Genomic DNA, 25,512 nt, shown 5'->3' with positions numbered 1-25,512 from the left:
CATTCCGCGGATCCGCATGACAACTTCGTCCGGCGCCAAGACCGTTGTTCGCCCTCTGAACAATAAGGCGCAGCAAGCCAAACGACAGTCGAGCCTGAAGAGTCGCCGGTTCTCGCTGCGGTCGGTTCTGCTCTGGATTCTATTGTTGCTATCGGCGGGTTTGTTCCTTGCGCTGGCGGCCCTGCCCGTCGGAAGATTTGCCAGCGCCGCCATTTCCGCCGGCGTGGTTGCGGCGGCCTTCGTGCTGGGGCGCTTCGCTCAGCGCTTCTGGCATGCCCGCACGCTGACCGTGCTGCTGCTGGCCTTCGTCACCTTCCGCTATTTCTTCTGGCGGCTGACCGGCACGATGCCGCCGGTGGACGATCTGGTGAACTTCATCCCCGGCGTGACGCTGTTCGCGGCCGAAGCGCTGTCCTTCGTGCTGTTCCTGACCTCGCTGTTCGTCATCATCGACCCCGTCGCCCGCGAACCGTCGGAGCCGACGGGCGACCCCGCCCTCTGGCCCAGCGTCGACGTCTACATCCCCTCCTACAACGAGGAGCCGGAGCTGCTGGAGACGACGTTGGCCGCCGCGGTCTGCATCGACTACCCGCGCGACAAGCTGCACGTCTATCTGCTGGACGACGGCGGCACCGACCAGAAGCTGGCCCACAGCAACCCGGCGCAGGCCGCCGCGGCGAAGGAGCGGCGCCGGACGCTGCAGGCGCTGTGCGAACGGCTGCAGGTCACCTACATGACCCGGCCGCGCAACGAGCATGCCAAGGCCGGCAATATCAACCACGCCTTTCACAAGACGTCGGGCGATCTGTTGCTGATCCTGGACGCCGACCATGTGCCGACGGTCGGCATCCTGAAGGCGACGGTCGGCTTCTTCCAGCAGGATTCCGGCCTGTTCCTGGTGCAGACGCCGCATTTCTTCGTCAATCCCGACCCGGTCGAATACAACCTCGGCACCTTCGAGCGGATGCCGAGCGAGAACGAGATGTTCTATTACTCGATCCAGCCGGGGCTCGACCGCTGGAACGGCTCCTTCTTCTGCGGGTCCGCCGCCATCCTGCGCCGCGCGGCGCTGGAAGAGGTCGGTGGTTTCAGCGGCGACACGGTGACGGAGGATTGCGAGACCGCGCTGGAGCTGCATTCGCGCGGCTGGCGCAGCGTCTATCTGCCGCGCCCGCTGATCGCCGGGCTGCAGCCGGAAACCTTCGACAGCTTCATCGCCCAGCGCTCGCGCTGGACCCAGGGCATGATCCAGCTGTTCCTGCTGAAGAATCCGCTGTTCAAGCGCGGCCTGACCATCTCGCAGCGGCTCTGCTACACCAGCACCATGCTTTACTGGTTCTTCTGGTTCTGGCGGCCGATCTTCCTGCTGTCGCCGCTGTGCTACGCCCTGTTCGGGCTGGAGATCTACCGCATCAACCTGCCGGACTTCGCCTGCTTCGTCATTCCGCATGTCTTCGCCGCCGCCTTCCTGTCGCAGTTCCTGCACGGGCGGATGCGCTGGCCGCTGTTCTCGGAACTGTACGAATATCTGCAGTCCTTCCACGTCTCCCGCGCGGCGCTGGCGACGATGATCCGGCCGCGCGACCCGGTGTTCAAGGTGACCGCCAAGGGCCAATCGGTGGACGAGGACGGCTTTTCGCCGCTGGCCACGCCCTTCATCGTCACCACGCTGCTGCTGGCCGCCGGGCTGGCCGCCTGCGCCTGGCGCTATTCGATCTTCCCGGAACATCGCGCCGCCATCGTCCCGGTGGCGGTGTGGTGTTCGCTGAGCTTCCTGCTGGCGCTGGGCGGCCTCGCCGTTGTCTACGAGCGCAAGCGCGTCCGCCGGCAGGAGCGTTTCACCGTCGACCGCCCGGCGGCCCTGAAATTCGAGGACGGCACCAGCATCGACCTTATGGTCGCCGACGTGTCGGCCGGCGGCGTCGGGCTGCTGGTCGATCCGAAATGGCGCGATCTGCTGGCCCAGCCCGACCGCACGCCGGTCCTGACCATCGCCGCGACGGAGACGGAGGCGGCGACCACCACCGGCGTGCGCATCTTCCGCATCGAGATGCGCGGCGGCGAGCTGGCGGTCGGCGCCGGATTCGCCCCGCGTGACCGCCAGGACATCGTGGAGATGGCACGCTTCGTCTTCGGCAACAGCGTCGGTTGGGACATCTTCCTGGACCGCAAGCGGGTGGCCGCGCCGACCTTCTTCGGCGGGCTGCTGTTCTTCGCCACGCGGGTGGTGCCGCGGCTGGGGCATGTGCTGCTGGCCCTGCCCGGCGCGCTGCGGCGCATCGTGACCTTCCAGGCTCCGTAACGGCGATGGTGGGCATGCGCAATCATACCGGCGTCCGCCGGGCCGGCTGGATGCTGCTGGCTCTGCTGTCCCTGTGGATCGGCTGGGCGCCGCCGCTGCTGGCGGCGGACAAGCGGGTGATCCCGCTGTCGAACCTGCGCGACGACCAGCCGGACGTGACCCTCAACGGCGAGACGGAGACGGTGGTCCTGCGCGCCGTCCTGCCGCCGGTGGTCGGGCTGACCTCCGCCGTGCTGGCGCTGACCTACGAGAACGGCATCGACATCCTGCCCGAGAAGGGGGCGATGTCGGTCTTCATCAACGGCTCGCCGGTGGCCGACCTGCCGCTTTCCGCCTTCCGGGGACCGGTCAACGCCTCCATCACCCTGCCGGGCAGCCTGATCCGTCCCGGCGAGAACCAGATCGTCTTCCAGACCAGCGCCCAGCACCGCGCCATCTGCACGGTCCGCGGCACCTACGACCTGTGGGCGCGGGTCAATCTGGCGGCGTCCTCGCTGACCCTGCTGTCGGACGGCGGCGTGCCGGAACCGGATCTCGCGATGATGCGCCAGCTGCTGGCGTCGGCCGACCGGGCGCGCGAACCGCTGGCGATCCTCTATCCCGGCAGCGAGATCGATGCCGACCATCTCGGCTGGGGCGCGATGGTGGCGCAGTCCTATGGCCTGCTGCTGGGCGACCGGACCCCGCGCGTGGTGGCGGTGCCGGTGCCGGCCAAGCCCGCCGGTGGTGCGGCGCAGACGCTGGAAAGCCTGCCGCTGCCCGGCGGCAAGAACATCCTGATCGGCACCCGCGACCGCATCGCCCCGATCCTGGGGGAGGCGCGCGCCGCCGCCATCACCGGCCCATTTCTGGCGGTCTATCCCCTGCCGGCCGCAGCCGACGGGACCGGCGGCGGCTTTGTCACCGTCGCCACCGGCCGCACGCAGCAGGAGGTCGATCAGGCGGTGATGCGGCTTTCCGACGTTACTCGGCCGCTGCCGACCCAGACCGCGATGATCGTCGCCGACGCGACCGCGCCCACCGCTCCACCGCCCCCACCGGTGCAGGTGGAAGGGCGCTATCGCCTTTCGGAGCTGGGCTTCCAGACGGTGCAGCACAGCGGATACCGCTACACCGGCCATTTCGACCTGACGCTGCCGGCCGGTTTCGCCCCGGTCAGCGACCGTTCCATCCTGTTCCACGTCAATGGTGCCTTCGAAGGCAATCTTGGCCCCGGTGCGGTGCTGAACGTCCGGGTCAACGGCAAGTCGGCCGGCGCCATGGAGGTCGACAAGCGGTCCAGCGGCGTCATCGAGAATGGCGAGATGCCGCTGGCGATGGCGCTGTTCCGCCCCGGCCCCAACCTGATCGAGGTGGAGGCGGAACTGCCGCCGGCCGGCGGCACCGACTGCGTCTTTGCGGTGCGGCGCCCGACCTTCACCCTGCTGGACAGCTCCAGCATCGAAATTCCCGGCTTCGCCCGTCTGGTCACCCTGCCCAACCTGCGCGGTTTCGCCAACACCGCCTTCCCCTACGGCGGCACTGCCGGGGGCGAGCCGGCGCCGCCCTTCGACCTCGTGGTGGTCGGGCGCGATCCCGCCTGGTCCGGCGCCGCCTGGAGCCTGACCGCCAAGCTGGCGCAGCGGGCCGGCGACCTGATGGCGGTGGTGCCCTACACCGGCTGGGACGGAGCGCCGAACGACAATGCGCTGATCGTCGGCCCGGTCGCGGCGCTGCCGCAGGCGGTCTTCGCCACCGCGCCGCTTCCCGCCGACCGTCTGGCCGGACTGCTGGAGGCGGGATCGCTGATCGCCCAGGCCAAGGCACGGGGCGAGCCGATGGCGGCGGCCGACCGGCGCGCCTTGGCCGACCGGCTGCGGCTGGGCTGGTCCGGCAACGCCGCCCGCGCCGGTGCGGCACGGCCGGGGGCAACGGCGCAGACGTCGGGGCAGATCGGCCTGATGGGGTCGGCGATGGCGGCCGACGGCGGAACGGCGAACCGCTGGCAGCGGATGGCCGGCGACGCCAGGGAACCGGCCGCCGGACATGGCTGGCTGCCCGATTGGGCGCGGCGGGTGGTGGCGGTCGCCGCGCGCTACATCAACCACTGGACGGTGGAGGATGCCCCGGTCGACGTCGTGGCGCTGACCGAGACCGCCGAGACGTTGCCGGAGGCGGCCCTGCTGCAATACCGGGCTCCCGGCAACGATCCGCTGACCTGGACCCTGCTGACCGCTTCGGACCCGCGCGCCATCGACCGCGCGATGCGCAGCCTGGGCGAGGCGGGCCAAGGGGAGAAGCAGTGGGACAAGCTGCGCGGCGGCGGGGCGCTGTGGAGCAGCGCGGCTCCGGCGGTCACCACGGTGGAGGCGTCGCGCCCCTACCAGATCATTCTCAATCCCTTTGACATCGGCAATCTGATCCTGATTCTGGCCCGCAACCTGTCGCAGCGGATCGAGGTCCTGTTCGCCCTGCTGCTGGGCACAGCGGTGGTGCTGACGGTCAGCATGCGCCTGCTGCTGAAGGGTGGGCATCGTGAACGCAGTGGGGGAGACGGCAGTGGGGAGGAAGTGAGCGGATCATGACGGCATCGCGGCGCGACCTGCTGATCGGATCGGCCGCCCTCGGGCTGGCGGCGGCCTTGCCGGGAAACCTGTGCGCGGCGCCCTTCGACGCGGCGGCGTGGCACCGCTATGCCGAGCGCTTCCTGCTGCCGGAAGGACGGATCGTCGACACCGGCAACAAGGGTATCAGCCATTCCGAAGGGCAGGGCTACGGCATGCTGCTGGCAGTGGCGGCGGGCGACCGCGCCGCCTTCGACCGGCTGTGGGGCTGGACCCAGCGCGTGCTGATGGTGCGCGGCGACGGGCTGGCCGCCTGGCGCTGGACGCCCGACGGCGGGGTTGCCGACCGCAACAACGCGTCGGACGGCGACATGCTGATCGCCTGGGCGCTGCTGCGCGCCGCCGAGGTCTGGCAGGCCGAGGCCTACCGCACCGCCGCCACCGCCATCGTCAAGGCTCTGGCCTCCGGGCTGCTGGTTGAGCAGGCCGGGCTGACCGTCCTGCTGCCGGGACGCGACGGCTTCCGCAAAGGCGACACGCTGGTCCTCAACCCTAGCTACTGGATCTTTCCGGCCATTCGCGCTTTCGCCGCCCTGCCCGACGGAGAACGCTGGGGCAAGCTGTCGGATGCCGGGCTGGTGCTGCTGTCGAAGGCGCGCTTCGGCGGGTTCCAACTGCCGCCGGACTGGATGACGCTGGATGCCGCCGGGACGGTGGGCATCGCCGACGGCTTCAAGAAACAGTACGGCTACGACGCCGTGCGGGTGCCGCTGTATCTGGCGTGGGACGGCTACCGCGATCCCTATTATTTCCGGCCCTTCGCCGCCTTGGTCGCGAAGTTCGGCGGCACAGCGGTTCCCGCCACCGTCTCGCTGCCGGGCGGCACCACCACGCAGGTGGCGGCATCGGTCGGCATGCTGGCGGTCTACCGCTTGGCCTGCCGTCTTGCGGGCGCGGGCGACGCAGTGACGGTGCCGCCGCTGGCGCCGGACGAAGACTATTACTCCACCACCTTGGCCCATCTGTCCGCGCTGGCGGCGCAAAGCCTGGGGATCGATCCGTGACCCGTCCTGTCCTTCTTTCGGCCCTTCTTCTCGCCGGCATCGCCGCCACCGCTGCCGGAACCGGTGCATGGGCGCAGTCGAACGGCGGCGCCCGCGCGCTAGCCCCCGGCGTGAAGGTGGAGGTGGCGCCGGCTCCCGGCAGCGGCTCCGCCCCCGCCGCCGGCAAGGTGGACGAGACGGCGCTGCGCTATTACGCCCGCATCGGCGACGGCGAACGGCTGGAGGCCGAGATCGCCCGGCTGCGCGCGCTCGACCCGGGCTGGGAACCGCCGAAGGACCTGTTCGCGCCGCAGCCGACCACCCCGGGCGTCGACGAGACGCCGTTCTGGAACCTGATGTCCGCCGGCAAGGTGGCGGAGGCGCGGGCGGCCATCGCCGAACAGCGGCGCAAATCGTCGTCCTGGCAGCCGTCGGACAAGCTTCTGCAGGAACTCGACACCGCCGAAAGCGCCGGCCGCATCCGCTCGGCCAGCGACACCAAGCGCTGGCAGGAGGTAGTCGATGCCGCCGCCGCCCATCCGGAGGCGGTGGCCTGCAACCGGCTGGACAATGCGTGGCGGCTGGCCGAGGCCTATGCCGAGCTGAAGCAGGCCGACCGCGCCTTCGACACCTACCGGACCATCGTCAGCACCTGCCCCAAGGCGAAGGAGCGGCGCGACACCATCTTCAAGGCGTCGCGCTATCTCAGCCCGGACCAGCTGCGCGAACTGACCGCGCTGGGCGCCACCGCCAACCCGGCGAAGGGGGAGGATTACTCCACCGTCCGCACCGCGGAGGCCGAGCTTGAGACCGGCCGGCTGCTGGAGCGCCTGGGCAATGCGAAGCCCGGCGCCCTGTCGGCGGCCGACCTGTCGCGCATCCAGGGCATCGTCCGCGACAAGCAGGATGCCGACGGCGCCATCGCGCTCGGCTGGTATTTCCAGAAGCAGAAGAACTTCGCCGAGGCGCAGAGCTGGTTCTCGCAGGCCAACGGCTGGGCGCCGTCCGACAAGGCGGCGGAAGGGCTGGTCCTGGCCTACAACGGCTTGGGTGAGAAGGCTCAGGCCCGCGCCGCAGCGGCGCCGTGGAAGGGCAAGTCGAGCCGGATCGATCAGGCGCTGAAGGCGGTGGATCCGCCCCGTGGGGCCGGTGGCGGCCGCAGCGGTCCGCAGGGGCCGAGCGAGCTTGACCGGGCGCTGGCCCGCCACGACTTCGCCGAGTGCCTCAGCATCATCCGCAGCAGCATCGCCAAAAGCGGTCCGACCGCCGCCCTTCTGCAGCAGCGCGGCTGGTGCCTGCTGGAGATGAAGCGCCCGTCGGAGGCCGAGGCCGCCTTCGCCGAGGCGCAGGCGATGGCTGCGCGCGAACCGGCGAAGGGCGGCGCATCCACCGGGACGACGCGTACACCGGCGGCGTCCGGCCTGCCGCAGAAGGCGACGCTGGCGCAGGAGAACGCTTATGGTCAGGCGGTGGCGCGGCTGGCCACCGGCGACACGGTCGGCCTGACCCGCGACCTGCCGCGCGCCAACATGACCCCGGCGCAGAAGGCGGAGATCCGCGCGTCGCTGATGGCGACGGAGGCGAACCGGGCGCTGGAGGACAAGCGCTACAACGACGTGCTGCGCCTGCTCGACGCCCGCAAGGAGCTGACGCCGGAGCCGCGGAACCTCGGGATCCTGCGCGGCTGGGCGCTCTACAACCTGATGCGCTTCGACGAGGCCTATGCCCAGTTCAAGTCCGTCGACGACCGGCTGAGCACCGAGGAATCGCGCGAAGGCGTGAGCATCACCTGGAAGACCATTTACCATGACTGGTAAGGGCATGACTGGTAAGGGAGCCCCGATGCCCGAGACTTCAATTTCCGGTATGGCGCGGACCGGCCGCAGGCGCGCGGCGCTGTTGGCTGCTTTGGCGGCAGCGACGCTGCTGACCTCCGGCTGCGCCGGCTGGGTTCGCGACAACCTGACCCAGGCGCCCACGCCCTGGCGGCGCGTGCAGCCGACGGCGCTGCCGGTGACCATGCCGGACAGCCGCGACTTCCCCATCGTCGCCGCCCGCATGCGCGACACCGGCGCCGTCTACAAATCCTACATCGTCGTGCTGGGCAACCCAACGGTCCTGCCGGGCGAGAACCGCCTGACCGTCGACGTGCAGACCCTGCCCGACAGCCTGTTCGGCGCCCTGGTCCAGCCGCCGCGCGTCTTCCCGGTGCCGCTATACACCATGGAAACGCTGCTGGCGACGACCAAGCGCGAATTCCCGGAGATGACCGTCAAGGTCGCCGACGCCGCCCGCCGCAACCGCTACGGCGACTACGATTATGTCACCGCCCAGGACGGGGAGAACAGCTGCGTCCTGGCGTGGCAGCTGATCACCGACCACAAGCGGATGCTGCCGGAACGGATCGAGGCGGTGCGTCTGGAATACCGGGCCTGCGGCCTCGGCTCCAACATCCGCGCCTTGCTGGCGCCCTTCGACGGGCTGTCGCTGACCTTACCCGAAACGGTGCTGGAGGCGCAGGATCTGGGCGCGATGTAGCCTAAAGATCCCGTCTCCGACGAAAGATCCCACATCGGAAGCCCGCCCGCCATGACCACCGTATCCGAAGCGCTGCGCATGGCCGTCGGGCTGCACCAGGGCAATCGCCTGGCCGAGGCGGCGGACATCTACCGGAAGATCATCCAGGCGGCCCCCGAGGTCGCCGATGCGTGGCACCTGCTGGGCGTGCTGCACCACCAGTCTGGCCAGTCCGCCGAAGCCGTGCGGCTGATCGGCGAAGCGATCCGGCGGGATCCCCTCTGCGCCGCCTATCACGATAATCTCGGATCGGCACTGCGGGCGGCGGGGCAGGCGGATCGGGCCGCCGCTCATCACCGGACGGCGACCGCCATCGATCCGGGGTGGGTCAAGCCCTTCGGCAATCTGGCCGGCGCCCTGTCCGATCTGGACGACGGCGCCGGTGCCGCCGTTGCGCTGCGCCGGGCCTTGCGGCTGGCGCCCGAGTCCGACGCCTATCTGCTGCGGCTCGGCGACTGCCTCTATGCCCAGGAGCGGACGGATGAGGCGGAGGAGTGTTACCGGCGGCTGGACTCCCTCCATCCCGGCCGCGCCGACTGCCGGTACCGGCTGGGCCTGTGCCGGCTGGCGGCGAGCCGGCTGATGGCGGCGGTGCTCGCCACTGCCGGACAGACGGTCGACCGGATCGCCCTGGGGGAAGCCATCGCCGCCTTCGCCGATGCCGCGGCAGACGGCCATGCCGATGCCGTGAAGAACCTGTTCGGCACGGCGGTGGTGGCGATCCAGACCGGGGTGATGGACGATGCGACGCTGGAACGGATCGCCTCCGCCGCCCGCCGCCGGCTGATGGCGGAGCCGCGCGACAGCGTCGCCCTGTCGGTGGTCTGCTATCGCCTGTATCGCGGGGGTCGGCTCGACCTCGCCAGCCGCTATTTCCGCAAACACGCCCGCCATTGGACGCCGCAGGACATCGCCACCGATTTCGAGATGCTGCTGTGGTCGATGGTGCGCGGCGAACCGGCCTTCTTCGACGGTCTGGCCGCCGAGCCGCCGGCATGCTTCAGCCGCGCCGTCCGCCGCTTGCCGGTCCCGCCGCAGGCCGATGGCCGGCCGATCCTGTTGGTGGGCTGCGACGAGACCTATTGGCGCCGTTTCGGCGCCGGATTCCTCGCCACCCGGCTGGAGAAGGCGCCGTCCTGCGCCCTGCATGTCCATGTCGTCAACCCGTCGGAAGAGACCGAGGCGGAGCTGATGAGGCTGGCGGGCGACGGCGATACCCCGCTGTCGGTCTCCTTCGAGACCATCGACCTCGCCGCGCTGCCCGAGCCGGTGCGGCTGACCTATTTCGCCTCCGCCCGTTTCGCGGTGACGCAGCAGCTTCTGCGGCAGGGGGCGGGGCCGGTGATCCAGGTCGATGTGGATGCGCTGCTGCTCGCCGATCCGGGGCTTGCGATGGCCGATTGGCAGGCGTGGGACGTGGCGGTGATGCAGGACCGGCGGGGCCGTGGGCCGACCCGCGATTTCCTCGCCGGCTTCCTCGCCTTCAACCGGACGCCGGCCGCCCAGCGCTATCTCGACCTCGTCGTCGCCTATATCGGCCGGCATTTCGACGAGGGCCGGGCTTTCTGGGGGCTGGATCAGGCGGCGCCCTACTGCACATACGACCATCTGGTCCGCAGCGGCGGGGCACCGGCCCTGATCCGTTTCGACTTCGAAGCCTTCCCCTTCCTGCACTTTCTGGCGAAGTGAGGCCGCCTTACGCCGTCTCCCTCACGCCGCCTGCGCAGTCCGCTCCCGCAACCGCTGTTCCAACGCCCGCCAGCGCGGCTCGACCGCCTCCAGCGCGCGGTGCTTGACCGGGCCGAAGCCGCGGATTTCCTGCGGCAAGGCCGCCAGCTCCACCGCGGTGGCAAGCCGGTCGGACGACAGCCGCTCGGCGATCTCCGCCACCGTCGCCTCATAGCGGGCGATCAGCGCACGCTCCATCTTCCGCTCCGCCGTGTAGCCGAACGGGTCGAGCGCCGTGCCGCGCAGCTTCTTCATCGCCGCCATCCCGCGGAACACCGGCAGGATCCAGGCGCCCAACGCCATCTTGCGCGGCTCGCCATAGCCATTGGTGTCGCGCGACAGCAGCGGCGGGGCGAGGTGGAACACCGGCTTCCAGTCGCCCTCGAACCGATCCTCCAGGCTTTTGCGGAAAGCAGGGTCGCTGTGCAGGCGGGCGACCTCATACTCGTCCTTGTAGGCCATCAGTTTGAAGGCGCTGCGCGCCACCGCCTCGGCCAGCGCAGTCGAACCGGGGGCGACGCGGGCCTCGGCCTGACGCGCCCGCTCCACCAGCGCGCGGTAGCGGTCGGCATAGGCGCGGTCCTGATAGTCGGCGAGGAACGCCGCACGGCGCTCGACGATGGTGGCGAAGTCGGATGCGGGCGCCTCCTCCTCCGCACCGAGGGTCGCCAGCAACTCCGGCCGGTGCGCGGCGAGGCGGCCGAAGGCGAAGGCGCGCAGGTTGGCGGAGACGCCGGTGCCGTTCAGTTCGATGGCGCGGGTCAGCGCCTCCAGCCCGACCGGCAGCAGCCCCTTCTGGAAAGCGACGCCCATCAGGAAGACGTTGGCGAGGATGCTGTCGCCGAACAGGGCGGTGACCACCCGGTTGGCGTCCACCACCTCCACCCGGTCGGGACCGGCGGCGCGGCGCAGGCTCCGCAGCAGCCCGCCGGCATCCGGAAGCTTGCTGCCGTCGCGGGTGAAGGCGCCGGTCGGCGCGACATGGGCGTTCGCCACCACCCGCGTGCGGCCCAGCCGGACCGTCTTCAGCGCGTCGGGCGAGGCGGCGACCACTGTGTCGCAAGCCAGCACCAGCTGCGCCTGTTTCGGGTCGATCCGCGCCTGGTTCAGCCGTGCCACATCGCCGGCCACGCGGAGGTAGCTGTAGACCGCGCCGCCCTTCTGCGCGAAGCCCATGAAGTCGAGCACGGAAGACGCCTTGCCCTCCAGATGGGCGGCCATCGCCAGCACCGCGCCGACGGTGACGACGCCGGTGCCACCGACCCCGACGATCAGGATTTCGGCCGGATCCTCGGCGGCGGAGTAATTCGGCAGCGGCAATGCCGCCAGATCGTCGGCGAAGCGGGCGGCAACCTTGTCGGGGTTCGGCTTGCGCAAACTTCCGCCCATCACCGAGACGAAGCTGGGGCAGAAGCCGTCAGCGCAGGAATAATCCTTGTTGCAGCTGGACTGGTCGATCTGGCGCTTGACCCCGAACTCGGTCTGCTTCGGCTGCACCGACAGGCAGTTCGACTTCTTGCCGCAATCGCCGCAGCCTTCGCAGACCAGATCGTTGATGACCATGCGGCGGGCCGGGTCGGCCATGGTGCCGCGCTTGCGCCGGCGGCGCTTCTCGGCGGCGCAGGTCTGCTCATAGACGATGGCGGTGACGCCAGGGATCTCGCGCATTTCGCGCTGGACGGCGTCCAACTCCTCGCGGTGATGCACGGTGGTGAAGGGGGCGAGGCCGCTGCGGCTGTCGTACTTTTCCGGCGCGTCGCTGACCACGGCGATGCGGGTGATGCCCTCCGCCGCCAACTGGCGGGTGATGGCGTCGACGGAGATCGGGCCGTCCACCGGCTGGCCGCCGGTCATGGCGACGGCGTCGTTGAACAGGATCTTGTAGGTGATGTTGACCTTGGCGGCCACCGCCTGCCGGATCGCCAGCAGCCCGGAATGGAAATAGGTGCCCTCGCCCAGATTCTGGAAGATGTGCGGGCGCTTGCTGTAGCGCGACTGCCCGATCCAGCTGACGCCCTCGCCCCCCATCTGGCTGAGGCCGACCGTATCGCGGTCCATCCACGACGCCATGAAATGGCAGCCGATGCCGGCCATCGCCTTGCTGCCCTCCGGCACCTTGGTCGAACTGCTGTGCGGGCAGCCGGAGCAGAAATAGGGGGTGCGCGGCAGGGCAGGGGCGGTCGGCGCCTCGCCCGGCAGCAGCTCGGCCAGACGGCTGGTGAAGTCACGCTCCGGAAAGCGGTGGCGGATGCGCTCCACCAGGGCCTTGGCGACGATCCAGGGGCGCAGTTCGCCGGTCGCGGGCAGCAGCGGGGCGCCGAACTCGTCGGTCTTGCCGACCACGGCACGCGGGCGCTCGCCGGCTGGCAGGTGGAACAGCAGATCCTTCAACTGGCCCTCGACGACGGGGGCCTTTTCTTCGACCACCAGAATCTCCTCGGCACCGCGTGCGGCGGTCAGGGCGAAGTCGGGTTCCAGCGGCCAGGACAGGCCAATCTTGTGAACCGACAGCCCGATCTCCGCCGCCTCCACCGGGCCGATGCCCAGGACTCTCAGCGCCTCCATCAGGTCGAGATGCGCCTTGCCGGTGGTGACGATGCGCAGCCAGCCGCCCCGGCCAAGAACGGTACGGTCGATGCGGTTGACGCGGGCGAAGGCCTTCACCGCCGCGACCTTGGCGGCCAGCCGTTCCTCGATGGCGAGGCTGGGCAGGTCGGGCCAGCGGTAATGCAAGCCCCCCGGCGGCGGATCGAACTCCACCGGCAGGAAGCCGCGGTCGAGCGAGGGCAGCCGCACGGTGGCGGAGCTTTCCACCGATTCCGAGATCGCCTTGAACCCGACCCAGGCGCCGGAAAAGCGCGACAGGGCATAGCCGTAGAGGCCGAAATCAAGGAATTCGCGCACGCCCGACGGGTTCAGCACCGGCATCGACCACGCGATCATCGCAAGGTCGCTCTGGTGCGGCATGCTGGAGGACACGCAGCCATGGTCATCGCCGGCCACCGCCAGCACCCCGCCGCGCGGCGAGCTGCCATAGGCGTTGGCATGCTTCAGCACGTCGCCGGAGCGGTCCACCCCCGGCCCCTTGCCGTACCACAGGCCGAACACGCCATCGACGGTGCCCTCGCCCGACGATTCGACCTGCTGGGTGCCCATGACGGCGGTGGCGCCCAGATCCTCGTTTATGCCGGGGACGAAGCTGATGGCATGGGCGTCGAGATGCTTGCGTGCCTGCCACAGCGCCTGATCCAGCCCGCCCAGCGGCGAACCGCGATAGCCGCTGACGAAGCCGGCGGTGTTCAGCCCCGCCCGCCGGTCGCTTTCCGCCTGGAGCAGCAGCAGCCTGACCAGTGCCTGGGTGCCGGACAGATAGACTTGGCCTTCCGCTCGGGCATAGCGGTCGTCGAGGCGATAGCCGTCATCGATCGCCACCTGTTCCGCCCGCAGGCCTTTCGGCATGCCGTCCATCTCTCGTCCCCTCGGATTTCTATCGTTGGGAACAAGTCTGTACCTTTCGCAGGCAAATGATTTTGCGGGTTGACCGTGGATCGGGGGTGATCGGAAAATCCTATTGCGGATTGTTGGATCACTCAGCGAAAATTTTGCGCAGGCCGCTGGGCTTTCCGGCTGGATTACCCTTTCAGAGCGGCGCGGCGGTCGGCCCGCATCAGGGCGGCGCCGCGTTCGGCGATCATCACCGTCGGCGTGTTGGTGTTGCCGGAGGTCAGCGTCGGCATCACCGAGGCATCGATCACCCGCAGGCCGCGCACGCCGCGCACCCGCATCTCCGCATCGGTGACGGCGGTGGCGTCGTCCTTGCCGCCCATCCGGCAGGTGCCGACCGGGTGGAAGATGGTGGTGCCGATGTCGCCGGCGGCCTTGGCCAGTTCCTCTTCGGTCTGGAAGCTGGGGCCGGGCTTGTATTCCTGCGGGTGGTAGGGGGCGAGCGCCGGCTGCGCCACGATCCGGCGGGTCAGCGCCAGCGCCTTCGCCGCCTTGGCCCGGTCGGCCGGATCGGACAGATAGCAGGGGGCGATGGCCGGATTCTCGCGGTGGTCGGCGGTGGTGATGCGGGTCCAGCCACGCGACGCCGGGCGCAGGTCGCAGACGCTGGCGGTGAAGGCCGGGAAGCCGTGCAGCGGATCGCCAAACTTCTCCAGCGACAGCGGCTGCACATGGTATTCCAGGTCGGCACTCTCGACGTCGGGAGCGGATTTGGCGAAGACGCCGAGCTGGCTGGGCGCCATGGTCAGCGGCCCCTTGCGGAACAGCGCATATTCCAGCCCCATCATCGCCTTGCCGAACAGGCTGCCCGCCCGCTTGTTCAGCGTGACGATGCCGTCGACCTTGTAGATCATGCGCAGCTGCAAATGGTCCTGCAGGTTGGCGCCGACATCCGGCGCGTCCAGCACCACGGGAATCCCAAGCTTCTCCAGATGCTCCGCCGGGCCGATGCCGGAGCGCTGGAGGATCGCCGGGCTGCCGATGGCCCCGGCGGCCAGCACCGTCTCGATCTTGGATGTCGCCCGCGCCTGCTCCCCCTTGACGGTGAAGCGAATGCCGGTGACCCGGCCGTCGGCGATCTCCACCTTGTCGATGGCCGCATCGATGGCGAGCTTCAGGTTGGGCCGGTCGAGGGCGGGCCGTAGGAAGGCCTTGGCCGCGCTCCAGCGAATTCCGCCCTTCTGGTTCACCTCGAAACTGCCGACGCCGAGATTGTCGCCGCGGTTGAAGTCGTCGTTGCGGGGAATGCCGGCCTGCTGCGCCGCCTCGGCGAAGCGGTCGAGCAGGTCCCAGCGCAGCCGCTGCCGCTCCACCCGCCATTCGCCGCCGGCACCGTGCATCTCGTCGGCGCCGCGCCAATAATCCTCGCTGCCCTTGAAGACCGGCAGCACCTCCCTCCAGTTCCAGCGGCTGTCGCCGGTGATGGCGGCCCACTCGTCGTAATCGCGCGCCTGCCCGCGCATGGCGATCATGCCGTTGATCGACGAACAGCCGCCCAGCACCTTGCCGCGGGCGTAATGGATGCTGCGGCCGTTAAGCCCCGGCTCGGCCTCCGTCTTGAAGCACCAGTCGGTGCGCGGATTGCCGATGCAGAACAGATAGCCGGCGGGGATGTGCAGCCAGACCCAGCTGTCCTTGCCGCCCGCCTCCAGCAGCAGGACCGAGACGTCCGGATCGGCCGACAGCCGGTTGGCCAGCACGCAGCCGGCCGTGCCGCCGCCCGCGATGATGTAGTCGAAGCTGCCGAAATCCAACACGTCCGCCATCGCGTCCCTCCCCAGGGGATTTATCGATTTGTCAGACGTATTAAATTGCTGAGCGGGCGGACGATCCAGCGAAATCTTGCCGCGGCCGGTGCTTTCGCCCGGCGGCTCACCCGGCCCCTTCGCCTACTTCCGGTTCACCAGCGCCACGCCGCAGACCGCCACCGCCATGCCGGCCAACGCCACGAGGCCCAGCTTCTCGCCGAACAGGATCCAGGCGATCAGCGCGGTGACCGGCGGGGTCAGGTAGAACAGGCTGGCGACCTTGGCCGCCGCACCGCGGCGGATCAGGGCGAACAGCAGGAAGATGGCGCCGACCGACAGCACGAAACACAGCCACAGCAGGGCGAAGATGAACTCCCCGGTCCATTGCACCTGCATTGTCTCGGTCAGCGGGGCGGCGATCGCCAAGACGACCGCGGTGGCGCCGTATTGGATGGCGGTGCCGCTGCGCAGATCCATGCCGCCGCCATGGCGCTTCTGGTACAGCGTGCCCAGCGTGATGCCGATCAGCGCGACCAGGGCATAGGCGAACGGGACCAGATGCGCGGCGTCGATCGACAGCTTCTCCCGCACCACCAGACCGACGCCGGCAAGGCCCAGCAGCAGTCCGACCCATTGCCGGCCGGTCACCCGTTCGCCCAGCAGCGGGCCGGACAGGGCGGCGGTCAGCAGCGGCTGGATGCCGACCACCAGGGCGGTCACCCCGGCCGGCAGACCTTGCGAGATGGCGATAAAGATGCCGCTGAGATAGACGCCATGCACCAGCAATCCGGCCAGCACGATCCGCCCGGCAGTCGGCCAGTCCCTGGGCCAGGGCGCCCGGCTGACCAGCGCCACCAGCGCCAGCACCACGGCGACCAGCCCCAGCCGGATCAGCAGGAAGGTCAGCGGCTCCACATAGGGCAGGCCGTATTTCGCGCCGATGAAGCCGGTGCTCCACAGCAGCACGAAAAGGCCCGGCATCAGGCGCAGCCAGGGTTGGCCGCCCGTCGCGGTCCCGCTCATCCTTGTATCCCTTCCCCGATCCGGTCAGCTCACCGCCGGAACGGCCGGAGACGACTGGGTCGGCTGGCGGCGCGCTTCGGCGACCGCCTGGATGTGGGACTGCAAATCCGCGTCCTTCTGCACCAGCCGGCGGAAATCCTTCTCATCCAACACCAGCAGTTGGCAATAGCCCAGCGCGCGCACGTCTGCATTGCGTCGCTGGCGGGACAGCAGCGCCATCTCGCCGAAGAAGTCGCCGGTGCCCAGCTTCACCGGCTCCGCCAGCATCGGCACCAGCACCTCCACGGCACCCGACGCGATGAAGAACATGGCATCGCCGCGCTCGCCCTTGCGCACGATGGTCTCGCCCGGCAGCGCCAGCTGGGCGCGCAGCAGGGTGGCGATGGTCGCCACCCGCTCCGACGGCAGGCCGGCGAACAGCGGCACCCGGCGCACCAGTTCCGCCACATCGAATCGGACATCCAGCTTCGGCAGCCGTTCCAGCACCCGGCGTCGCTGTTCCAGATCGCGTTCCAGGTCGGTCAGAACCTCCTGGCTGATGATCGATTCGGCGTGCATGGCGCGGTATTCGGCATGCTCCAGCCGCAGGGCGGCGCGGCCGACGTAACGGCTCTGCAGCACCACCGCATAGTCGGGATATTGCAGCTTCAGCGCCGACAGCGCCTGTTCGACGATGCCGAGCCGGCCGACCAGCATGCCCTCCAGCTCGAACGCCACCTCCTGGCCCAGCACGCGGGCAAGCCGGTCGCGGGTGAAGGCCAGCAACTCGCGCAGCACGGTGCGCACGGCCACCAGCACCTCGAACCGCATCGACAGGCGCCGGGCCAGCGGACGGTGGATGCCGAAGCGGCGCTGCAGCCAACTCGCCGCCCGCATCCAAGGGGAGAAGGCGATGAAGGGCTCCTCGAAGGCGCGGTATCCGTTGCGGCCCTGGCTCTTGACGGCGTCGAGCAACCGGCCGCTGCGTCCGGCCAGCATCTCCATCACCGCACGCGACACCACCCCTTCGGAGAAGTGGGCGTAATAGAGTTCCTCCTCGCGGTTCACCAGGATGACGAGGCCGATGGTGACGCGGTCCTCGCCGGTCAGCTGGGCCTCCTCCTGGCGGTCCTGGTCGATCTGCTTCCGCCGCTCCTCATAGCGGGCGACCATCACGTCCTTGACGACGCCGTCGACCTCATAGGTCTCGGCAACCGCGGCGACGCGGTCGCGGATGCTGTCGGTGGACAGCGCCAGCGCGCGGTTGCGCATGGCGCGCTCGACCGGCGTCAGCTCGTCCAGCTTCAGCAGGCGGATCAGCCAGCGCAGCGTCGTGCCGTTGACGAACAGGGTGACGAAGACGAAGCCGGTGACCATCACCGCAACGAAGCTCTGCACCCGGTCGGGCACCCGGAAATTCTCGGTCACCGCCAGGGCCAGCGTCAGCGACACCGCCCCGCGCATGCCGCCCCACAGCATCACCGACTTGTAGGAATTGCTGACCTTCTGCGCCAGACCGGCCCAGGACAGGATCGGCAGCAGCCCGAACAGCACCACCGCGCGCGCGGCGAAGGCGGCCAGCACGACGACCAGCACCAGCCCGACCTCCGCCCAGCCGGCGTCGGCCATCAGCCGCGGCACCAGGATGGCGGTCAGCAGGAAGATCAGGGAGTTGGCCCAGAAGCCCAGCTGCTGCCAGACATGCTCCATGGCGCCCCAGGTGGCGGGGGAGATGCGGGTGCGGCCGACCGATCCGATGACCAGAGCCGACGCCACCACCGCCACCACGCCCGACGCGCCGACATAATGTTCGGCCAGCACATAGGACAGATAGGCCAGCGCCACCGTCAGCGTGATCTCCGCCATCGGCTGGTTGCGCACCGGTTCCACCAGCATGCAGACGATGCGGCCGCAGATGTAGCCGGTGACGACGCCGCCGGAGAAATCGCGCAGGAAGTCCAGCGCCGCCGCTCCCGCTCCGCCGGTGGCCTTGCGCGTCAGCATGTCGAGCAGCAGCGTGAACAGGGCGATGGCCGCGGCGTCGTTCAGCAGGCTTTCGCCTTCGACCAGCGTGGTCAGCCGGCGCGGCGCGCCCAGGTCGCGGAAGATGCCGATCACCGCCGCCGGGTCGGTGGAGGCGACGATGGAGCCCAGCAGCAGGCAGGCGACCAGCGGCATCGGGGTGAACAGATTGACTGCATAGCCGACGGCGAAGGTGCAGACGAACACCGCCACCACCGCCATCAGCAGGATCGGCCCCAGATCGTCGAACAGCCGGCGCACATCGACCGCCAGAGCGGTTTCGAACAGCAGGATCGGCAGGAAGATGTGCAGCAGCACGTCGGAGGAAACGTCCAGCTCCGCCAGCGACGCCAGGAAGTCGTGGAACGGCCCCTTGCCCGGCATGCCGGCGAAGGTCTGGATCACGGCACCCAGCGCCACACCGACGCCGGCCAGCAGCACCGTGTAGGGCACCTGGAAGCGGGCGGCCAGCGGCGGCAGGAAACTGACGAGGGCGAGAAGCCCGGCAACGCCCAGGACTTGAATGACGATATCGTGCATGTTTCCACGGAACGGCTGCGGCGTGGGCTGCACGGTATCGCCGCACTCTTGCCGGGGCAAGACCGGGAACTGTCCGGTCCTGCGGCAAAAATGGTCCGCAGCGATGCGCGCGGTGCCGCTCCGCCGCCGGGCTGAATCGGAGCGCCGGGTCACAACCCCACGGGCCGGCGCTGGCGGCGGGACACGCATTTGGATAGGATGGCCGAAGCTTGGTCCTGATATGGAAGCGGGGGTGCGGGAATGGATGCGGTCGGGATGTTGCGGCCGGCGCTGGCCGGCTTGGGTCTGCTGCTGTCGGTGAGCGGTTCGGCGCTGGCCACCGATCCGGCTGCCGCACCGACCACGTCGGAGGATTTCATCCGCGCGCTGAAGCCGGATCGGCCGCAGGGCGACGAGAAGCCGCGGACCCGCGGTCTGGCGCTGGGAACCGGCGACACCACTGCGGCGCCGACTACCGCTCCAGCTCCCGCTCCCGCTCCGGCACCGGGCTACGGCAGCCCCGCCCCCCAGCCGAAGGCCGCGCCGCGCATCAGCTTCCAGGTGGAGTTCGCCTTCAATTCGGCGGAATTGACGCCGAAGGCGACCGGCATCCTGAACGAGCTGGGCCGCGCCCTGACCTCGCCCGATCTCGCCGCCTACCGTTTCCAGCTGACCGGCCACACCGACGGCGTCGGCAACCCCGACTACAACCTCGCCCTGTCGAAGCGGCGCGCCGCCTCGGTTCGCGATTACCTGACCCGGACCTTCGGCGTGTCGTCGGGCCGGCTGGTTGCCATCGGCCGCGGTTCCCAGCAGCTTCTCGACCCGGCGAACCCGGCCAGCGACGCCAACCGGCGGGTGGAGATCGTCAACCTAGGCTCCTGACCGGCCGGGCGGGGGTGCTCACCGCCAGCCGCCGTCCTGCGTCAGGCCGGCCAGGATGCCGCCGAGGATGCCGTGCGTCGCGCGGGCGGCGGCTGACATCGGCCGGCCGGCGGCATGGGCCAGCAGGATGGTCCGGTCGATCTGCGGATCGACGATGGGCAGGCCGGTCAGCCGCTCCGCCGTTGCGCCATGCCGCGCCACCCGGTCCGAGAGGACGGTATAGCCGCAGCCCTCCGCCACCAGCGCCTTGATCTGCTCCAGCGCGTCGATCTCCAGCGCGACGGTGACGCCGGCCCTCGCCAGCAGGGCGGCATGCTCCACCTCCTCGCGCACGCCGTGCGGGCGGCCGGGCAGGATCAGCGGCAGCGACAGCGCCTCGGCGAAGGGAATGGCGCTCCGGCCGCGCAGCAGCGGGTCGTCGGCCGGCCCGACCAGATGCAGCCGTTCCCGCGCCACCAGCTCGGTTTCCAGCCCGCCCATTTCCTTGGTGCCGAACACCAGCGCAAGGTCGAGCTGCCCCGACAGCACCCATTCCAGCATGTGGCCGGACAGCCCCTCCACCACCCGCAGCCGGATCTGCGGATGGGTGCGGCGCACCGCCAGCGCCAGCGGCACGGTCAGCACCGGCCCCAGCGAGGTCGGGATGCCGACGGTCGCCGGCCCGGCGGGCGTGGCTTCCACCGCGCGCACCTCGTCGCGCAACCCGTCCATCTGGCCGATCAGCGCCGCCGCCCGCTGCGCCAGCCGCCGCCCGCTTTCCGTCGGCACCACACCACGCGCCGTGCGCAGAACCAATTGGCAGCCGAAATCCTCCTCCATCCGCTTCAGATGCAGGCTGAGCGCCGGCTGCGCCACCCGTAACGTCTCCGCCGCGCGGGAGATCGAGCCATGTTCGACGATGCCCAGGAAATAGCGAAGCTGCCGCACGTCCATCCCACCGGAACCCTTTTTACCATATCGTGGTGTTATGAAAGGGGCAGTCGGGATCGTGTGTCAATATGGCGTCTGCCCGTCGGGGCGACCGTTGCCCCACCCTCTTGATCGTCGCAATTCCGTTCACCATTTACCCATCAGGCGCCGGGCGATCGCGCATTTTGCGGATCGTGGACGCGCCGTCCCGCGCCGGATGGCTGGGCGGGAGACCATGGAAACGGAGTGCCGGATGGACTTCGGTCAATTCACCGATCGTGCGCGTGGCGTCATTCAGGCCGCGCAGATCGCCGCCCTTGCCGAGCGGCACCAACAGCTTCTCCCCGAACATCTGCTGAAGGCCCTGATCGACGACACCAGCGGCGTCGCCGCGCGTCTGGTGCGCGACACCGGCGGCGATCCCGATCTGCTGAAGTCCGCGACCGAGGAACAACTGTCCCGCGCTCCGGTCCAGCCGGGCGCCAACGAAGGCCCGCAGCCGCTCTACATGTCGCCGGCGCTGGCCGCCGTGCTGCAGGGCGCCGTTGCCTCGGCGCGCAACGGCGGCGACCGCTTCGTCACCGCCGAACGGCTGCTGGAGAGCCTCGCCCGCCAGAGCGGCCCGTTGCGCGCGCTGTTCCGCCGCGCCGGTGTCGATGCCGACGCGCTGGCCGCCGCCGCCGATGCCCAGCGCAAGGACCACCCCGCCGACGCCGAAACCGAAACCACCTCCGGAGAGGCGCTGGCCCGCTACACCCGCGACCTGACGGACGAAGCGCGGCAGGGCCGGCTCGACCCGGTCATCGGCCGTGACGACGAGATCCGTCGCACCATTCAGGTGCTGGCCCGCCGCACCAAGAACAACCCGGTGCTGATCGGCGATCCCGGCGTCGGCAAGACCGCCGTGGTCGAGGGGCTGGCCCAGCGTCTGGCCTCCGGCGACGTGCCGGAAGGGTTGAAGGACCGCCGCGTCCTGGCGCTCGACCTCACCGCCCTGCTGGCTGGCGCCAAGTTCCGCGGCGAGTTCGAGGAGCGGCTGAAGTCGGTCCTGGCCGAGGTGCAGGAGGCCAACGGCCGCATCATCCTGTTCATCGACGAGTTGCACACCCTGATCGGCGCCGGCCGCACCGACGGGGCGATGGACGCCGCCAACATGCTGAAGCCCGCGCTGGCGCGTGGCGAGCTGCGCTGCGTCGGCGCCACCACGCCGGACGAGTACCGCAAATACATCGAGAAGGACGCGGCGCTGGCCCGGCGCTTCCAGCCGGTGACGGTGGACGAACCGTCGGTGGACGACGCCGTGTCGATCCTGCGCGGCATCAAGGGCAAGTACGAGGTGCATCACGGCGTGCGCATCGCCGACGCGGCGGTGGTCGCGGCGGTGAGCCTGTCGTCGCGCTACATCGGCGACCGCCGGCTGCCCGACAAGGCCATCGACCTCGTCGACGAGGCGGCGAGCCGCCTGCGCATGGCGATCGACAGCAAGCCGGAGGCGCTCGACGCCGTCGACCGTCGCGTCGCCCAGTTGAAGATCGAGCGTGAGGCGCTGAAGGCCGAGCCGGATGCCGCGTCGCAGGAACGGCTGCACGCCCTGGAAGGCGAGTTGGCCGAGGCGGAAGCCCGCCAGACCTCGATGGAGGAGGACTGGCGCGCCTCGCAGTCCCGTCGCACCGAGGGGCGCCGCCTGAAGGAGGAGCTTGACCAGGCCCGGACCAAGCTGGAGCGCGCCCAGCGCGACGGCGACTGGGCCAAGGCCGGCGAGCTTGCCTATGGCGTGGTGCCCGACCTGGAAAAGCGTCTGGCCGAGGCCGAATCGCGCGCCAGCACGGAGCGTGACGAGGTGACGGCCAAGGACATCGGCGCCGTCGTCACCCGCTGGACCGGCATTCCGGTCGAACGGATGCTGGAGGGCGAACGCCAGCGGCTGAAGGGCATGGAGGACAAGCTGGCCGAGCGCGTCGTCGGCCAGAAAGAGGCGGTGCGTGCGGTGTCCAAGGCGGTGCGGCGTGCCCGCGCCGGGCTGAAGGACCCCAGCCGCCCGACCGGCTCCTTCCTGTTCCTCGGTCCGACCGGCGTCGGCAAGACCGAACTGGCCAAGGCGCTGGCCGCCTTCCTGTTCGACGACGAGACGGCGATCACCCGCCTCGACATGTCGGAGTACATGGAAAAGCACGCGGTCAGCCGCATGATCGGCTCGCCGCCGGGCTATGTCGGCTATGACGACGGCGGTTCGCTGGCGGAACGCATCCGGCGTCGGCCCTATCAGGTCGTGCTGCTGGACGAGGTGGAGAAGGCGCATCCCGACGTGCTGAACGTCCTGCTGCAGGCGCTCGACGACGGGCGGCTGACCGACGGGCAGGGCCGCACCGCCGACTTCCGCCACGCCATCCTCATCATGACCTCCAACCTGGGGGCCGAGGCGCTGAGCGCGCTGGGCGATGACGAGGATATGGCCGGTGCGACGGTGGAGGTGATGGACGCGGTTCGCAAGGCCTTCCGGCCGGAGTTCCTCAACCGGCTGGACGATGTGCTGATCTTCCGCCGGCTGGGCCGGGACCAGATGTCGCGGATCGTCGACATCCAACTCGCCCGCGTCAATGAGCGGCTGGCCGAGCGCGGCGTCACCCTGGCGGCGGATGCGGCGGCCAAGCGGCGGCTGGGCGATCTGGGCTGGGATCCCGCCTTCGGCGCCCGTCCGCTGAAGCGCGCCATCCAGGGCCTTGTCGAGGACCCGATCGCCGAGCGTCTGCTCGACGAGGAGGTGGAGGGCAAGACCACCATGACCCTGTCGGTGGTCGACGGCCGGCTGGCGCTGGACGGCGTGGTGGTCGAGGAGGACCGGGCGCACGGCTTCAAGGCGCCGGAGCGTCCGCCCTTGGGCTTCGCCCTGCCGCCGGTGGCGAGCGCCGCCGCAGCGCGGGAGGCGTCGGTCCACTGACGGTGGCGCGGTAACGGAAAGGCTTCGGATGCTCCGGCATCCGAAGCCTTTTTGCTATGCGGCCTGCCTGCTCCAACCCGTCCGACGCGCCGTTACCAATGGGACTTCAGGCGCTTGGCGCCGTCGCTCGACCAGATGATGGCGACGGCGTCGACCACCAGCGCGGCATCCGCCTTTTCGTTCTGCTTCCACTCGCCGCACAGCATCATGATCGAGGCGATCGCGCACACGCAGCCGCCGCGCGCGCCTTCGATCAGGCTGGTGCAGACATTCTCCTTCGGGCTGTCCTTCCGGAAGGACTTGCGGATCGACCAGATGCGGTCGGCGATGAAGGGAAGCCCGACGGTGAAGACGCTGACCGCCTTGATCGCCATGTTGTTTTCTTTGCGGTCAATCACGTAGGTCAGGTTGGCCTTGCACTTGCCGCAACTGCACGGATAGCCGTTGCTGCGCGTGGCGGCGGTGCGGAGGTCGTGCAGGGCGAAGATGCCGTTCGCGGTGATGCCGATGGCCAGCGCCACCAGCCACGGCCCCAGCGCCGCCCCCAGCGGGAACAGGGCGATCGAGCCGATCCCGATATTGATGCTCGTGGTCGCCACCCCGCTGAGCATGGTGACGCCGGTCTGCAGGCCGCTCTGGGCTCCGCCGATCAGCGCCATCTTGGAGTATTTCGCCAGCTTGTTCCGTGTTTCGCTGAACGGCTCGAAACTGTCGGCGGCCGGCGCGTTGGTCGCAAACATCGTCGCGAGTTCGCGAAGCTTGTCGGGAGGAGGAAGCGGCATGGCCGGACCTTTCGCAGTGGGACGGCTTGCGAGGCCGATTTGCAAAATAGTGGTATCGAGGAAACAATTGGCCGGCAAGCGCCTGCCGATGCCTTCTCTCCCGTCCCGGACGAGGGAAATCCTCGCCAAGCGTGATGCCTCGGCCTGCCATCGAGGGTGCCAATGAGTCTGCGGCTCTGCTACATCTCGGCGGCGCCGCAACAGCCGGGGGCAGAGATGACCGCAGCCATCCAACCGTATCTGTCGACCTTCTCGTTGGCCGGGCAGGTCGCGCTCGTCACCGGGTCGGGTCGCGGGCTTGGGCTGGAGATTGCGCGGGCGCTGGCCGGATCGGGCGCGCATGTGCTTCTGAACGGCCGCGACGCCGCGACGCTGGAGGCCCGCGTCGCCGAAATTGAATCCGCCGGCGGGTCGGCGTCGGCGCTGCCCTTCGACGTGGCGGACCGGGCGGCGGTGCGCGACGCCTTCGCACGGATCGAACGGGAGCATGGACGCCTTGACGTGCTGGTCCAGAATGTCGGGCAGCGCAACCGCAAGCCGCTGGCCGATCTGACGGACGACGAGATCGTCACCCTTCTTGACGTCGATCTGGCCTCCAGCCTGATCCTGGCGCGGGAAGCGGCGCGGCTGATGCTGCCGCGGGGCAGCGGACGGCTGATCGCCGTCACCTCCGTCGCCGGGCAGATTTCGCGGGCCAACGACAGCGTCTATGCCGCGGCGAAATCGGGGCTGAACGGCATGGTGCGGGCGCTGGCCGCCGAATATGGACCGATGGGACTGACCAGCAACGCCATTGCTCCCGGCTTTTTCGCAACCGAAACGAATGCGGCCATTACGGGAGACCCGGAGCGCTCCGCCTATTTCGCGAACCGCACGCCGATGCGGCGCTGGGGCCGGCCGGAGGAGATCGCCGGGGCGGCGGTGTTCCTGGCCTCGGCGGCGGCGTCCTATGTCAATGGTCACGTCTTGGTCGTCGATGGCGGCGCCACCATCTTGATGTAAGCCGACGG

General features: G+C 69.6%; 15 protein-coding genes. 9 read left to right on the top strand and 6 right to left on the bottom strand.

Annotation, left to right across the window (positions count from 1 at the left end; genetic code table 11):
* The first annotated feature begins 16 nt into the window (after positions 1-16).
* From bcsA to M5E06_RS23795, 6 genes are read left to right on the top strand one after another with little or no spacing between them, the layout of a single operon-like run.
* Positions 17-2,302, top strand: a complete 2,286-nt coding sequence (gene bcsA, locus M5E06_RS23820) for a UDP-forming cellulose synthase catalytic subunit (RefSeq protein WP_286208937.1) — start codon at positions 17-19, stop codon at positions 2,300-2,302.
* 14 nt (positions 2,303-2,316) lie between these two features.
* Positions 2,317-4,866, top strand: coding sequence for a cellulose biosynthesis cyclic di-GMP-binding regulatory protein BcsB (locus M5E06_RS23815; RefSeq protein WP_252140312.1), 2,550 nt, complete (start codon positions 2,317-2,319; stop codon positions 4,864-4,866).
* Entirely contained in the window at positions 4,863-5,909 is a 1,047-nt protein-coding gene (locus M5E06_RS23810; protein WP_252140311.1) for a family 8 glycosyl hydrolase, read from the top strand. Before M5E06_RS23815 ends, M5E06_RS23810 begins: the two co-directional genes overlap by 4 nt.
* Entirely contained in the window at positions 5,906-7,705 is a 1,800-nt protein-coding gene (locus M5E06_RS23805; protein ID WP_252140310.1) for a hypothetical protein, read from the top strand. Before M5E06_RS23810 ends, M5E06_RS23805 begins: the two co-directional genes overlap by 4 nt.
* A 25-nt stretch (positions 7,706-7,730) precedes the next feature.
* Positions 7,731-8,426: a cellulose biosynthesis protein BcsN gene (gene bcsN / locus M5E06_RS23800; protein WP_252140309.1), complete on the top strand. Its 696-nt coding sequence runs from the start codon at positions 7,731-7,733 to the stop codon at positions 8,424-8,426.
* A gap of 51 nt (positions 8,427-8,477) precedes the next feature.
* Complete coding sequence (locus tag M5E06_RS23795) at positions 8,478-10,154, top strand: tetratricopeptide repeat protein (RefSeq protein ID WP_252140308.1); 1,677 nt, start codon at positions 8,478-8,480, stop codon at positions 10,152-10,154.
* A gap of 21 nt (positions 10,155-10,175) precedes the next feature.
* Here M5E06_RS23795 and M5E06_RS23790 read toward each other — a convergent pair whose 3' ends face one another.
* The 4 genes from M5E06_RS23790 to M5E06_RS23775 form a co-directional block, all read right to left on the bottom strand.
* On the bottom strand, positions 10,176-13,652 hold the full coding sequence (locus tag M5E06_RS23790) for an indolepyruvate ferredoxin oxidoreductase family protein (RefSeq protein ID WP_252140307.1): 3,477 nt from the start codon (positions 13,650-13,652) through the stop codon (positions 10,176-10,178).
* Positions 13,653-13,825: 173 nt separating this feature from the next.
* Positions 13,826-15,463: a GMC family oxidoreductase gene (locus M5E06_RS23785; protein WP_252140306.1), complete on the bottom strand. Its 1,638-nt coding sequence runs from the start codon at positions 15,461-15,463 to the stop codon at positions 13,826-13,828.
* A 123-nt stretch (positions 15,464-15,586) separates the two neighbouring features.
* Positions 15,587-16,468, bottom strand: a complete 882-nt coding sequence (locus M5E06_RS23780; RefSeq protein WP_252140305.1) for a DMT family transporter — start codon at positions 16,466-16,468, stop codon at positions 15,587-15,589.
* Positions 16,469-16,492: 24 nt separating this feature from the next.
* Positions 16,493-19,009, bottom strand: coding sequence for a cation:proton antiporter (locus M5E06_RS23775; RefSeq protein ID WP_109151768.1), 2,517 nt, complete (start codon positions 19,007-19,009; stop codon positions 16,493-16,495).
* A gap of 240 nt (positions 19,010-19,249) precedes the next feature.
* On the opposite strand from M5E06_RS23775, the gene M5E06_RS23770 reads away from it, so the two are divergent.
* The gene (locus tag M5E06_RS23770; RefSeq protein ID WP_252140304.1) at positions 19,250-19,873 is read left to right on the top strand and encodes an OmpA family protein; all 624 of its coding nucleotides are present in this window, start codon (positions 19,250-19,252) and stop codon (positions 19,871-19,873) included.
* A gap of 18 nt (positions 19,874-19,891) precedes the next feature.
* Here M5E06_RS23770 and M5E06_RS23765 read toward each other — a convergent pair whose 3' ends face one another.
* Positions 19,892-20,806, bottom strand: a complete 915-nt coding sequence (locus tag M5E06_RS23765) for a LysR family transcriptional regulator (protein ID WP_252140303.1) — start codon at positions 20,804-20,806, stop codon at positions 19,892-19,894.
* Between the two features lie 229 nt (positions 20,807-21,035).
* On the opposite strand from M5E06_RS23765, the gene clpB reads away from it, so the two are divergent.
* Positions 21,036-23,720, top strand: a complete 2,685-nt coding sequence (gene clpB, locus M5E06_RS23760; protein ID WP_109151763.1) for an ATP-dependent chaperone ClpB — start codon at positions 21,036-21,038, stop codon at positions 23,718-23,720.
* Positions 23,721-23,812: 92 nt separating this feature from the next.
* Here the strand turns inward: clpB and M5E06_RS23755 are convergent, their stop codons facing one another.
* Positions 23,813-24,502 (bottom strand): hypothetical protein, encoded by a 690-nt coding sequence (locus M5E06_RS23755; protein WP_252140302.1) that lies wholly within the window; start codon positions 24,500-24,502, stop codon positions 23,813-23,815.
* A 216-nt stretch (positions 24,503-24,718) separates the two neighbouring features.
* Here M5E06_RS23755 and M5E06_RS23750 point away from each other — a divergent pair, with 216 nt between their 5' ends.
* Positions 24,719-25,504, top strand: coding sequence for an SDR family oxidoreductase (locus tag M5E06_RS23750; protein WP_252140301.1), 786 nt, complete (start codon positions 24,719-24,721; stop codon positions 25,502-25,504).
* The last annotated feature ends 8 nt before the right edge of the window (positions 25,505-25,512 follow it).

It is taken from the genome of Azospirillum sp. A1-3, from assembly GCF_023806445.1.
GTDB lineage: Bacteria > Pseudomonadota > Alphaproteobacteria > Azospirillales > Azospirillaceae > Azospirillum.
The sequence above is the reverse complement of the archived record's forward strand: the minus strand, read 5'-3'. Positions and strand labels throughout refer to the sequence as shown.

What these genes read in the sequence shown, in the direction of transcription:
- bcsA (WP_286208937.1), top strand. Translation starts at nt 17, where the DNA reads ATGACAACTTCGTCCGGCGCCAAGACCGTTGTTCGCCCTCTGAACAAT.
- M5E06_RS23815 (WP_252140312.1), top strand. Translation starts at nt 2,317, where the DNA reads ATGCGCAATCATACCGGCGTCCGCCGGGCCGGCTGGATGCTGCTGGCT.
- M5E06_RS23810 (WP_252140311.1), top strand. Translation starts at nt 4,863, where the DNA reads ATGACGGCATCGCGGCGCGACCTGCTGATCGGATCGGCCGCCCTCGGG.
- bcsN (WP_252140309.1), top strand. Translation starts at nt 7,731, where the DNA reads ATGCCCGAGACTTCAATTTCCGGTATGGCGCGGACCGGCCGCAGGCGC.
- M5E06_RS23795 (WP_252140308.1), top strand. Translation starts at nt 8,478, where the DNA reads ATGACCACCGTATCCGAAGCGCTGCGCATGGCCGTCGGGCTGCACCAG.
- M5E06_RS23790 (WP_252140307.1), bottom strand. Translation starts at nt 13,652, where the DNA reads ATGCCGAAAGGCCTGCGGGCGGAACAGGTGGCGATCGATGACGGCTAT.
- M5E06_RS23785 (WP_252140306.1), bottom strand. Translation starts at nt 15,463, where the DNA reads ATGGCGGACGTGTTGGATTTCGGCAGCTTCGACTACATCATCGCGGGC.
- M5E06_RS23780 (WP_252140305.1), bottom strand. Translation starts at nt 16,468, where the DNA reads ATGAGCGGGACCGCGACGGGCGGCCAACCCTGGCTGCGCCTGATGCCG.
- M5E06_RS23775 (WP_109151768.1), bottom strand. Translation starts at nt 19,009, where the DNA reads ATGCACGATATCGTCATTCAAGTCCTGGGCGTTGCCGGGCTTCTCGCC.
- M5E06_RS23770 (WP_252140304.1), top strand. Translation starts at nt 19,250, where the DNA reads ATGGATGCGGTCGGGATGTTGCGGCCGGCGCTGGCCGGCTTGGGTCTG.
- M5E06_RS23765 (WP_252140303.1), bottom strand. Translation starts at nt 20,806, where the DNA reads ATGGACGTGCGGCAGCTTCGCTATTTCCTGGGCATCGTCGAACATGGC.
- clpB (WP_109151763.1), top strand. Translation starts at nt 21,036, where the DNA reads ATGGACTTCGGTCAATTCACCGATCGTGCGCGTGGCGTCATTCAGGCC.
- M5E06_RS23755 (WP_252140302.1), bottom strand. Translation starts at nt 24,502, where the DNA reads ATGCCGCTTCCTCCTCCCGACAAGCTTCGCGAACTCGCGACGATGTTT.
- M5E06_RS23750 (WP_252140301.1), top strand. Translation starts at nt 24,719, where the DNA reads ATGACCGCAGCCATCCAACCGTATCTGTCGACCTTCTCGTTGGCCGGG.